10 protein-coding genes are annotated in these 11,165 nt (G+C 70.5%); 2 read left to right on the top strand and 8 right to left on the bottom strand.

Annotation, left to right across the window (positions count from 1 at the left end):
* The first annotated feature begins 61 nt into the window (after window positions 1-61).
* Together ACWD26_RS06785 and ACWD26_RS06780 are read left to right on the top strand one after the other, a co-directional pair.
* Window positions 62-727: a GntR family transcriptional regulator gene (locus ACWD26_RS06785; RefSeq protein WP_451266958.1), complete on the top strand. Its 666-nt coding sequence runs from the start codon at window positions 62-64 to the stop codon at window positions 725-727.
* A gap of 101 nt (window positions 728-828) precedes the next feature.
* Window positions 829-1,848 (top strand): 1-aminocyclopropane-1-carboxylate deaminase, encoded by a 1,020-nt coding sequence (locus tag ACWD26_RS06780; RefSeq protein ID WP_451266956.1) that lies wholly within the window; start codon window positions 829-831, stop codon window positions 1,846-1,848.
* A gap of 274 nt (window positions 1,849-2,122) precedes the next feature.
* Here ACWD26_RS06780 and ACWD26_RS06775 read toward each other — a convergent pair whose 3' ends face one another.
* From ACWD26_RS06775 to ACWD26_RS06740, 8 genes are all read right to left on the bottom strand, one after another.
* Entirely contained in the window at window positions 2,123-3,352 is a 1,230-nt protein-coding gene (locus ACWD26_RS06775) for a TerD family protein (protein WP_451267407.1), read from the bottom strand.
* A gap of 110 nt (window positions 3,353-3,462) precedes the next feature.
* Window positions 3,463-4,347, bottom strand: coding sequence for a hypothetical protein (locus ACWD26_RS06770; protein WP_451266954.1), 885 nt, complete (start codon window positions 4,345-4,347; stop codon window positions 3,463-3,465).
* A 512-nt stretch (window positions 4,348-4,859) separates the two neighbouring features.
* The gene (locus ACWD26_RS06765; RefSeq protein ID WP_451266952.1) at window positions 4,860-5,849 is read right to left on the bottom strand and encodes a zinc-dependent alcohol dehydrogenase family protein; all 990 of its coding nucleotides are present in this window, start codon (window positions 5,847-5,849) and stop codon (window positions 4,860-4,862) included.
* Window positions 5,846-6,706: a carbohydrate ABC transporter permease gene (locus ACWD26_RS06760; RefSeq protein WP_451266950.1), complete on the bottom strand. Its 861-nt coding sequence runs from the start codon at window positions 6,704-6,706 to the stop codon at window positions 5,846-5,848. The genes ACWD26_RS06765 and ACWD26_RS06760 overlap by 4 nt, the downstream gene beginning before the upstream one ends.
* Window positions 6,703-7,641 carry a carbohydrate ABC transporter permease gene (locus tag ACWD26_RS06755; protein WP_451266948.1) on the bottom strand — a complete coding sequence of 313 codons (939 nt, stop codon included), beginning with the start codon at window positions 7,639-7,641 and terminating at the stop codon, window positions 6,703-6,705. The genes ACWD26_RS06760 and ACWD26_RS06755 overlap by 4 nt, the downstream gene beginning before the upstream one ends.
* The gene (locus ACWD26_RS06750) at window positions 7,638-9,005 is read right to left on the bottom strand and encodes an ABC transporter substrate-binding protein (RefSeq protein WP_451266946.1); all 1,368 of its coding nucleotides are present in this window, start codon (window positions 9,003-9,005) and stop codon (window positions 7,638-7,640) included. Before ACWD26_RS06750 ends, ACWD26_RS06755 begins: the two co-directional genes overlap by 4 nt.
* Window positions 9,006-9,083: 78 nt before the next feature.
* The gene (locus tag ACWD26_RS06745) at window positions 9,084-9,854 is read right to left on the bottom strand and encodes a DeoR/GlpR family DNA-binding transcription regulator (RefSeq protein WP_451266944.1); all 771 of its coding nucleotides are present in this window, start codon (window positions 9,852-9,854) and stop codon (window positions 9,084-9,086) included.
* 294 nt (window positions 9,855-10,148) lie between these two features.
* Window positions 10,149-10,958 (bottom strand): NAD-dependent epimerase/dehydratase family protein, encoded by an 810-nt coding sequence (locus tag ACWD26_RS06740; protein ID WP_451266941.1) that lies wholly within the window; start codon window positions 10,956-10,958, stop codon window positions 10,149-10,151.
* Window positions 10,959-11,165 lie beyond the last annotated feature (207 nt).

The following is an 11,165-nucleotide window of genomic DNA, read 5'->3' as shown; positions in this document are numbered from 1 at the left end:
CAGTGGGGGTACGGGCCACACTCTTGTTCGCGTCCTGTGCTGACATCTAACATTTCAGTTCATGGAGGCCATACGACCGGTGAACCGCACCCTGCTCAGGGACCGCGCCTACCAAGCGATTCGCGACGCCATCGTGGCCGGGGAGATCGAACCCGGCGCGGCGGTGCGGGACGCCGAGTTCGCGGACCTGCTGGGGCTGTCCCGGGCGCCGGTGCGGGAGGCCTTCTCCCGGCTGGTGGACGAGGGGCTCCTGGAGAGCAAGCCGCAGAGCTACACCCGCGTGACCGCCGTCGTGGCCGCCGATGTGCGGGACGCGGCGGCCGTCGTCGGCGCCATGCACGAACTCGTCACCCGGGCCGCGGTGCCCCGGCTGTTCGCGGCGGACGTCGAGACGATGCGCTCGGCCAACGAGCGGTTCGCGGCGGCCGTCCACGCGGGCGACGTCGACGCCGCCCTGGTCGCCGACGACGAACTGCACGACGTCCTCGTCCGGGTGAGCGGCAACCGCGCGGCCGCCGCCACCGTCGCCCGCTACACCCCGCTCATCCGCCGGCTGGAGCGACGGCGCTTCGGCGAGGGCGGCAACTGCCGCTCGGCCGGCCTGCACGACCAGCTGATCGAGGCCTGCGCGGCCGGTGACACCGAAGAGGCGGTCCGCGTCACGGCGGAGATCTGGCGCGGGCTCGCGGCACTCGCCGACGACCCCGTCGACGAAGCGGGCCACTGACCCACGCGCTCCACCGCGCCGCGCTCCGCTGCGCCACGCCCCACCGGCAGCCACCGCACCCCACCCCACCCCACCGCAGTCCACTCCACCCGGGAGAACCCGTGTCTCTTGCTTCCTTCGAGCGCTACCCGCTCCTCTTCGGGCCTTCCCCGGTCCACCCCCTGGAGCGTCTGACCGCCCACCTCGGCGGCGCCTCCGTCTGGGCCAAGCGCGAGGACTGCAACTCCGGCATCGCGTACGGCGGCAACAAGACCCGCAAGCTGGAGTACCTCGTCGCCGACGCGCTCGCCCAGGGGTGCGACACCCTCGTCTCCATCGGCGGCGTCCAGTCCAACCACACCCGCCAGGTCGCCGCCGTCGCCGCCCACGCAGGGCTCAAGTGCGTGCTGGTGCAGGAGAGTTGGGTCGACTGGCCGGACGCCGTGTACGACAAGGTCGGCAACATCCTCATCAGCCGGCTCGCCGGCGCCGACGTACGGCTCGTCCGGGCCGGCTTCGGCATCGGCTTCAAGGAGAGCTGGGAATTGGCCCTCAGGGAGGTCGAGGAGAGCGGCGGCAAGCCGTACGCCATCCCGGCCGGCGCCTCCGACCACCCACTCGGCGGCCTCGGCTTCGCGGGCTGGGCGTACGAAGTGGCCGAGCAGGAGCGGGAGTCGGGCGTCTTCTTCGACACCGTGATCGTGTGCTCGGTGACCGGCTCCACCCAGGCCGGCATGGTCGCCGGCTTCGCCGCCCTGGAGGAGGCGGGCGGACGGCCGCGCCGGGTCATCGGCATCGACGCCTCGGCCAAGCCGGACACCACCCGTGAACAGATCGCCCGGATCGCCCACAACACCGGACAACTCATCGGTGTCAAGCGGGAGTTGACGGTCGCCGACGTGGAGCTGGACGAGCGCTACCACGCCGGGATCTACGGCGTCCCGGACGACGCCACCCTCGTGGCGATGCAGCTCGCGGCGCGCACCGAGGGCATGGTCACCGACCCCGTGTACGAGGGGAAGTCGATGGCCGGGATGATCGACCTGATCGAGCGCGGCGAGATCGGGCCGGAGTCCACCGTCCTGTACGCCCATCTCGGCGGGCAGCCCGCGCTGAACGCGTACAGCGGGGTCATCCAGTGACGGGCACGCCGGTCCGGGACTGACCCGGACACCGGCTCCTGCCGCACCCCGCGCCTGGCCGAATACGCCGAATTCGCCGAATACAGTGCACAGCGTGTGGGCGGACGATCAGCAAGAGATCGACCCGGGTACGAAGGAGCGGGTGCTGGAGGCGGCCGAGCAGCGCGGCCGGCAGGTCGCGGTGTGGGACACCCGGACGTGCGGCTGTTGCGCCGGGCACGCGCCGGGCGGCCTTCCTCGGACGGGGCGCCCGGCGTCGCGTACGTGGATGCCCTCAGAGTGCCTGGGCCGCCGGCTTCACCATCCCCCTGACCGTGCGGGACTTCACGAAGTCGCCCATGGCGGTCATCTCCCACTCGCCGGAGAACTGCTTGATCAGCTTGGCCATCATCACGCCGGTCTGGGCCTCGGCGTTGGTGAGGTCGAATCGGACCAGCTCCTCGCCGGTCGCGGCGTCGAGGAGGCGGCAGTAGGCCTTGGCGACCTCGGTGAACTTCTGCCCGGAGAAGGAGTTGACGGTGAAGACCAGTCCCGTGACGTCCTGGGGGAGCCGTCCGAGATCGACGACGATCACCTCGTCGTCGCCTCCGCCCTCACCCGTGAGGTTGTCACCGGAGTGCTTGATCGCGCCGTTGACGATGGACAGCTTGCCGAAGTAGCAGCTGTCGATGTGGTTGCGCTGCGGGCCGTACGCGATGACCGACGCGTCCAGGTCGATGTCCTTGCCCCGGTACGCCGGCTCCCAGCCGAGGCCCATCTTGACCTGGGAGAGCAGCGGGCGGCCGCCCTTGACCAGGGAGACCGTCTGGTTCTTCTGGAGGCTGACGCGCCCCTTGTCCAGGTTGATCTTCCCGGCGCCGGGGGCTGGGGCGGCGGGCGCGGCCGGGGGAGTCGGGGGTGCCGGGGGCGCTGTGACGCGCGGGTCCACGGACGGGGCGGGCGGGGCCGCCGGGGGCTGCATGGCGGGGGCGGGCGGCGCGACGGGGGCGGATTGGGCCGGGGCCGGGGCGGGCTCCTCCACTGTGACGCCGAAGTCCGTCGCGATCCCCGCGAGGCCGTTCGCGTATCCCTGGCCGACCGCGCGGGCCTTCCAGGCGCCGTTGCGCAGATAGATCTCCACGATCACCAGCGCCGTCTCCGTGCCCAGCTGCGGCGGGGTGAACGTGGAGATCACCGAGCCGTCGGCCGCGTTGCGGATCGTCGCCGTCGGTTCGATGCCCTGGAAGGTCTGGCCGGCCGCGTCCGGGCTCGCCGTGACGACGATCTTCTCGATGCCCGGGGGGACGGCCGTCGTGTCGACCGTGATCGAGTCGGGGGTCGTACCGCCGCCGGAGCGGTATGTCACGCCCGGGCCGTTCGGCTGGTTGTAGAAGATGAAATCGTCGTCCGAGCGCACCTTGCCGTCGGCGGTGAGCAGCAGGCCCGACACGTCGAGCCGCACGGGCGCGGCGACGTCCACCGCGACGCGGGTGGCGGGCAGCGGGATGTTCGAGCCGGGGGTCATAGCGGTCATGCCCGGTGAACGATTCAAGCCGCTTTACCGTTCCCTTACCGACCGGCTTGGGGCCGAGTGGGTGGGGCCGGTGAGGTGAGGTGCCCTCGAAGGGGCGCCCGCTACCGCACCCCGGGCGTGAGTTCGATGCGCACGCCGTCGCCCTCTCTGAGGATGTAGACGTGGTCGGTCCGGGCCTGCCAGCCGATGGGCACGGCGTAGTAGCGCCCGGCACGCTCCACGATGAGCCGCAGGCCCTCGTAGCGGTGGCGGAGGTGGACGCCCTCACCGAGGTCCCGGTACCGGAGCCCGGGCGTCCGTGAGGAGAGGCCCAGTGGCTGGGCGCTGTGGACCACCAGACCGGTGCGCAGGATCACTTCGCGAGCGTCGTTCCTGGCGTTCCGTTCGCCGAGCTGGCCGGAGACCAGGGTGATCGCCCAGAGCAGGAACAGCCCGGCGGCGAGAACCAGCAAAGCCGTCTCCCACGGACTTCCCGGGCGGCCCGGGCCGGTGTTCCGTACCACGCCGAGCAGCAGGCCGAAGCCGACGAGGAGGGGGCCGGCCCAGCGGTACGGCAGGAGCACCTGCCACTGCCACCACAGGACGAGGAGGAGCAGGCCCGTGGCCACCACGACCGGATAGTGGCGGGCCACAGCCGATACGCCTCGGACGGCGCCGTGCACCAGCCCGCCGTGGAGTTCCCGCCATGGTCGCTGTCCGGCGGCCGCGACGACCAGGAGCAGTGCGGCGGCGCCCACCAGGACCGGGAAGGTGACCAGGTGCAGGCTGTGCAGGACGAACTCACCGAAACCGAAGCCGAGCGCGAAGGGGGAGAGGTGGAAGTGCCCGTAATACGCGCCGGTGTAGATCACCCCCACGTAGAACATCAGCGCGGCGATGAACGACGCCTGCGCGACCACGATGTTGATCAGCGCGGTCGGGGACGTCAGGGGTGCCTGCTCCGTGTGCTCGAGCCGCTCCGAAGGGCGCGGGGCCGGTTCGTTCACGTACCGTCCGGTGAGGGCGGGCACGCGGGGTCACCGGGGCAGGTTGGTGCAGGCGTCTCCGATGGGGTGACGCCAGGGCCGTTCGTCTTCGACGGGCGCGTGTTCGACGGCACGAGGTCAGGCGGAGGAACCGGCTCACCGCCGTGGGAGGGAGAGCTACCGGACGGCGACAGCGACGGAGACGAAGACAGCGACGGCGACGGAGAAGGCGATGAGAGGGTGGGGCTGGGCCGCGAAGGAGTGGTGGTCGTCTCGGGGTCGTCGGACTCTCCTTCCGACCCGCACGACACGAGCAGTCCGAGGACTGCCGCGCACACGCTCAAGCGGGCCGTCAAGCCAGGGCCGTACCTCATGCCGCTCCCCGCGTCGGTCTCCGTGTCTCCGTGTCCTGCCGGTGCAGGCAGCAGGGAGCGTAGTTCCGCGCTTGCCCGTCGCCGGGGGACCCGCCCGGAGCAGTGGGGTCATCACCACTCGACCGGAGCATCGGATGTACCGCACCGGGCGGGACACGGTCAGGGAAGTACGACGATCTTGCGGCCGATCCCCGCGGCGAACTGGTCCAGGGCCTGGGGGTAGCTGTCCAGTGGCAGGCGGTCGCTGATGAAGACGTCCGGGGCGAGGACGCCGTTCGCGAACAGTTCCGCCGCTCGTTCGAAGCTGTGCAGGACGGCCATCGAGCCGGTGATGGTGATCTCCTGGTTGTAGATGCGGTACGGGTCGATCGTGACCCGGGTCGCGTAGTCCGCCACGCCGAACTGCAGGAACGTACCGGCCTTGGCCACCCTCCCCAGCCCGTCCTGGATCGCCGCCGCGTTGCCCGTCGCGTCCACGACGACGTCCCAGCCCTGGGGGCGGTCCAGTTCGTCGGGACCGGCGGCGGACGCCGAGACGCCCAGGCGTCGGGCGGTCTCCAGCCGGGAGGGGTTCACGTCGACCACGTCCACACTCGCCGCGCCCGTCCGCTTCGCGAGCTCCAGCATCATCAGGCCCATCGTCCCCGACCCGTAGATCAGGACGTGGGCGCCGAGGCGGGAGCGGAGGACGTCGTACCCCCGTACCGCGCAGGACAGCGGTTCCACCAGCGCCGCGTCCTGCGTGCGGACGTGGTCCGGCAGCCGTACGCAGTTCGCCACCGGTGCCACCGCGTACTGCGCCGCACCCCCCGCCGTCGTGACCCCGATCGCGGCCCACCGTTCGCACAGGTTGTTGTGGCCTGTACGGCAGTACCGGCACTCGTGGCAGTACAGGGACGGGTCGACGGCCACGCGGTCGCCGATGGACAGTTCGGTGACCTGGCCGCCCACCCCGACCACCTCGCCCGCGAACTCGTGTCCCGGCACGATCGGCAGCTCGGGGGCGAACTCGCCCTGGAGGATGTGCAGATCGGTCCCGCACAGACCGCACGCGGCGACCTCGACGACGACCTCGCGGGGGCCCGGTGCCGGGTCCGGGACCTCGGCGACGACGGCCTTGCCCACGGACTCGATGACGGCGGCCTTCATTTGACGGCTCCCAAGGAGAGGCCCTGGACCAGCTTGTCCTGGGCGGCGAACCCCGCGGCGAGCACCGGCAGGGAGATGACGAGGGACGCGGCGCACACCTTGGCCAGGAACAGGCCCTGGCTGGTGATGAAACCGGTCAGGAAGACGGGGGCGGTCTCGGCGACGACGCCCGTCAGCACCCTCGCGAACAGCAGTTCGTTCCAGCTGAAGATGAAGCAGATGAGGGCGGTGGCGGCGATCCCGGGGGCCGCGATCGGGGCGACCACACGTGCCAGGACCGTCGGCAGACGGGCGCCGTCCAGTTGCGCGGCCTCGATCACCGCCACCGGGACCTCCGCCAGGAAGGACTGCATCATCCACACGGCGATCGGCAGGTTCATGGAGGTGTAGAGGAGGACCAGGAGCCAGATGTTGTCCAGCAGGCCCGTGTCCTTCGCGAAGAGGTAGATGGGGAGAAGGCCCGCCACCACCGGCAGCATCTTCGTCGAGAGGAAGAAGAACAGGACGTCCGTCCACTTCTTCACCGGCCGGATCGACAGTGCGTGCGCCGCCGGGAAGGCCAGCAGGAGGACGAGCAGCGTCGACGCCAGGGACGCCACCGTCGAGTTGATCAGGGCCGGCCAGGGGCTGGCCCCGCCGTCCACGCCGAAGAACTCGCGGTAGCCGTCGAGGGTCAACGCCGCCGCGAAGGACGGGGGGTTGGTCGCCGCGTCCGGCTCCGAGTGGAAGGACGTCAGGGCCATCCAGGCGATGGGCAGGAAGAACAGCAGGCCGAGCAGCCAGGCGGCCACGCCGAGGCCCGCGCCACGGGCCCGCCCGCCACGCACCGGACGTAGAGTCGTCGTCGTGTCGCTCATCCGCGCGACACCTCCTCGCGGAACAGCGACGACACCACGCGCAGGGCGAACGTCGCGATGATGATCGAGCCGATGACGACCAGGACCCCGGCGGCCGAGGCGAGGCCGTTCTCGTGGGCCTGGTAGAAGGTCTGGTAGACGGCGTAGGGGAGGTTCGCCGTGCCGAGGCCGCCGGACGTGATCGTGAAGACCGCGTCGAAGTTCTGGACGATGTAGATCGAGCCCAGCAGGGCGCCCAGTTCGAGATAGCGGCGCAGATGCGGGAGTGTCAGATGGCGGAAGATCTGCCAGTCGCTCGCGCCGTCCACCTTCGCCGCCTCGATCTGCTGATGGTCCCGGGACTGCAGCCCGGCGAGCAGGATCAGCATCATGAACGGCGTCCACTGCCACACCAGGGAGGCCTCGACCGCGAGCAGCGGGGTCTCGGAGATCCAGTCCGGCTGGGGGCCGCCCACATAGTGCAACAGGCCGTTGAACAGGCCGTATTCGGGGTTGTAGAGCACATGCTTCCAGAGCAGGGCCGCCGCCACCGGGACGACCAGGAAGGGGGCGATGAGGAGGGTGCGGACGATGCCCCGGCCCCGGAACCTCCGGTCGAGCAGCAGGGCGAGGAGGAGGCCCAGGACCAGGCTGGCCAGGACCACGGCGACCGTCAGCAGGATCGTCGTCCACACCGAGCGGCGCAGGTCGGGGTCGGTGAGGACCTCGCCGTAGTTGGCGAAGCCGGTGAAGGCGCGGGCGTCGGGGTAGAGGGAGTTCCAGTCGAAGAAGGAGATCACCAGCGTGGCCACGAACGGGAGTTGGGTCACGGCGATCATGAAGATCAGGGCGGGGAGGAGCGGGGCGCGGGTGGCCCAGGCGCGCAGTCGGGCGTTCGGTGTCCCTCGCGTGCGTACGGGGGTCGCCGCCATCGGCGCTGTCGTGGTCGCGGTCATCGTCCCTCGTACTCCTCGGAGATCTGCTCGGCGAGCGCCTGCGATTTCTTCAGGGCCGACTCGACGGACTGGCGTCCGGCGATGGCCGCGCTGATCTCCAGGGAGACCTTGGTGCCGAGGTCGGTGAACTCGGGGATGCCGACGAACTGGATGCCGGGCGCGGGGCGCGGCTGCACACCCGGATCGGTGGGCCGGGCGCCCTCGATGGCCTCACGGGTCATCTCCTGGAAGGCGGCGGCCTCCTGGCGGTAGTCCGGGTTCGCGTACGTCGACTCGCGCTTGCCGGCCGGGACGTTGGACCAGCCGATCTCGTCGCCGACCAGCTCCTCGTACTCCTTGCTGGACGCCCAGGACACGAACTTCCAGGCCTTGTCCGGGTTCCGGGAGGCCTGCTGGATGCCCCAGGCCCAGGTGTAGAGCCAGCCCGAGGACTCGGTCTTCTCGACCGGTGCCGGTGCGTAGCCGATCCTGCCCTTCACCGGGGAGTCGGCGGCCTCCAGGGACCCGGCGGCGGACGTGGCGTCGTACCACATGGCCACCTTGCCCTGGGTCATGTTGTTGAGGCACTCGGCGAAGCCGGCCTGGGCTGCGCCTGATTCGCCGTGCTCGCGCACGAGGTCCACGTAGAACCTGGTCGCCCGCTCGAACTCGGGGGAGTCGAGACGGGCCTTCCAGTCCTTGTCGAACCAGGTGCCGCCGAAGGTGTTCACGACGGTGGTGAGGGGTGCCATGACCTCGCCCCAGCCCGGCAGGCCGCGCAGACAGATGCCCTTCATGCCCTCCTCGGCCCCGTCCGCCCTCGCGGCGAGGTCGGCGACCTGCCGCCAGGTGGGGTGCTCGGGCATGGTGAGGCCCTGCTCGGCGAAGACGTCCTTGCGGTACATCAGGAAGGACGACTCGCCGTAGAACGGCTCCCCGTAGAGCTTGCCGTCGTCGCCGGTCAGGGACTGCCGCATCGGCTTCAGGACGTCCTGCTGGTCGAAGGCCGGGTCCTTCGCGACGTACGGGTCCAGCTCCTCCAGCCAGCCGTTGCGGGCGTAGATGGGTATCTCGTAGTTGCTGAGCGTGGCCACGTCGTACTGGCCCGCCTGGTTGGCGAAGTCCTGGCTGATCTTGTCGCGGACGTCGTTCTCCGGCAGCACGGTGAAGTTCACCCTGATGCCGGTCTCCTTGGTGAAGTGCGCGGCCGTGAGCTTCTGCAGCTCCTGCATCTGGGGGTTGTTGACCATCAGCACGTTGATGGCGTCGCCGCCGGATCCCGCCCCGCCCGCTCCGGTCCAGCAGCCGGAGAGAAGCGGGGCGAGCAGCGTCCCTGCGGCGACCGCGGCGAGTGCGCGCGGCCTCCGTCGGCTCGGGATTCGCATGGATCACTCCTGGACGTATGGGGAGATAAGGGGTGGTGCGCGGCATGGAAGGGCTGTGGAGTCGGTCGGTTGTGTCGGTCAGACTCGGATGACCTGAGGCCCCAGCAGTGAGTACCTGTGGGCCTCGGAGGTCGGCAGCAGCGTGCTCGTGACGATCGCGTCCAGGTCGCTCACCTCGGTGAACCGGCAGAAACTGACCGCGCCGAACTTGGTGTGGACGCCCGCGAAGACCGTGCGCCGGGAGGCGCGGACGGCCTGGGCCTTGACCTCGCTGACGGCCGGGTCGGGGGTGGTGAGGCCGTGCTCGCGGGTGATGCCGTTGGCGCCGATGTACGCCAGGTCGATGACGAAGCCGGCGAGCATCTTCGTCGTCCAGTGGTCGACGGTCGCGAGGGTGCCGGGGCGCACCCGGCCGCCGAGCAGCAGCACGGTGGTGTTGCCGGCCTCCGCGAGCGCGCCCGCGGTGGCGAGGGAGGCGGTGACGACGGTCAGCGGCCGGTCCCGGGGCAGTGCCTCGGCGATGAGCTGCGGGGTGAAGCCCTCGTCGACGAAGACTGTCTCGGCGTCGCCCAGCAGCTCGGCCGCGGCGGCGGCGATGCGGCGTTTCTCGGGTACGTGGCTGGTGGCGCGGAAGGCGAGCGTCGTCTCGAACCCGGCGCTCTCCACGGGGTACGCGCCGCCGTGCGTACGCCGGACCAGCCCGTGGTCCTCCAGGGCGCGCAGATCACGCCGTACGGTCTCCTTGGCGACGCCCAGGGCGAGGGCGAGTTCGGCGACGTCGACCGCGCCCGTGCGGCGGGCGGCCCTGACGATCTCGCGTTGCCTTTCTTCCGCGCTCATGGCCGACACCTGCTCTCCCTCGCCGTAGTGCTGCCCGTTCGGGCCCGGGTGGGGGCCTCGGTGGCAGTTCTACAGCGGGTGCGCGGCACTGACCAGGTCTGTTGCGGGTCCGATGATGCCCGTCCCTGACCGTTTCGCCCGGCCGCCGCCCGTCGCGGACCTGGGGCGGAGGTGAGATCGGGCAACGGGCGTGCCCGAACAAGGGAGCGGGCGGGCCCGTTCGGTGCCCGCCCGCTCCTTCCGCACGACGTACGGCCCTCGTTTCCCGTACGACGCACGAACCCTTGGTCTCGCCGGTACGGGTCAGTACGGCCAGATCGGCGGGTCGCTCACGAAGTGGCCGCCCAGGTTGGCGTGGGCCATGTTCTCCGGGTCGAGTTCGCCCTGTTCGGCGATGAGCTTCTCGGCGTACGGCTCGGAGTCGTCCTGGGGCTCGTAGCCGAGGGCGCGGGCCGTGGAGAGGTCCCACCACAGGCGGGTGTTGGCGGAGGAGCCGTAGACGACGGTGTGGCCGACGTGCTCGGCGGTCAGGGCCGCGTGGAAGAGGCGGGCGCCGTCGGCCGGGCTCATCCAGAGCGAGAGCATGCGGACACTGGTCGGCTCGGGGAAGCAGGAGCCGATGCGGACGGAGACGGTCTCCAGGCCGTACTTGTCCCAGTAGAGCTGGGCCAGGTCCTCGCCGAAGGACTTGGACAGGCCGTAGAAGGTGTCGGGGCGGTGCGGGGTGTCGATCGGGATCAGCGGGTCGTCCGCGAGCGGGCGGGGGGTGAAGCCGACCGCGTGGTTGGAGGAGGCGAAGACGATCCGGCGCACGCCCTCCTCGCGGGCGGCCTCGTACAGGTTGTACGTCCCCTCGATGTTCGCCTTCAGGATCTTCTCGAAGGAGGCTTCCAGGGAGATGCCCGCGAGGTGGATGATCGCGTCGACGCCCCGTACGGCCTCGCGCAGGGCCTCCTTGTCGGCGAGGTCGGCCGTGATCGCGTCCGGCTCGCCCTCGACGGGCAGCAGGTCCAGAAGGCGCAGCTCGTAGCCGTGGGCCGGCAGCAGCTCCCGCATCAGGGTGCCGAGTCCACCGGCGGCGCCGGTGAGCAGAACGGTGCGGGGAGCGGGCATCCGTGGATCTCCTTGCATCGCCAACCGTGCACATGGGCGTCCGACATTCACATTCATGGACACGCTAGGGAGTGCGGTGGCGTGCGTCAAGTGGGGCGCGGAGGCGGGAAATCGCTGGTGCGGTGGGGGTTACCCGGCTTGACCGGCCCCAAGGGGGCGCCTTAGCGTGCTGCTGTTCAGAAATGTAAACACTGATCAGCGATATGG

It is taken from the genome of Streptomyces sp. NPDC002787 (assembly GCF_053592095.1).
Note: the sequence above shows the minus strand (reverse complement) of the source record. Positions and strands in the feature narration are given on the sequence as shown.

Coding starts and splice junctions, on each gene's coding strand:
- ACWD26_RS06785 (WP_451266958.1), top strand. CDS start 62: ATGGAGGCCATACGACCGGTGAACCGCACCCTGCTCAGGGACCGCGCC.
- ACWD26_RS06775 (WP_451267407.1), bottom strand. CDS start 3,352: ATGACCCCCGGCTCGAACATCCCGCTGCCCGCCACCCGCGTCGCGGTG.
- ACWD26_RS06765 (WP_451266952.1), bottom strand. CDS start 5,849: ATGAAGGCCGCCGTCATCGAGTCCGTGGGCAAGGCCGTCGTCGCCGAG.
- ACWD26_RS06760 (WP_451266950.1), bottom strand. CDS start 6,706: ATGAGCGACACGACGACGACTCTACGTCCGGTGCGTGGCGGGCGGGCC.
- ACWD26_RS06755 (WP_451266948.1), bottom strand. CDS start 7,641: ATGACCGCGACCACGACAGCGCCGATGGCGGCGACCCCCGTACGCACG.
- ACWD26_RS06750 (WP_451266946.1), bottom strand. CDS start 9,005: ATGCGAATCCCGAGCCGACGGAGGCCGCGCGCACTCGCCGCGGTCGCC.
- ACWD26_RS06740 (WP_451266941.1), bottom strand. CDS start 10,958: ATGCCCGCTCCCCGCACCGTTCTGCTCACCGGCGCCGCCGGTGGACTC.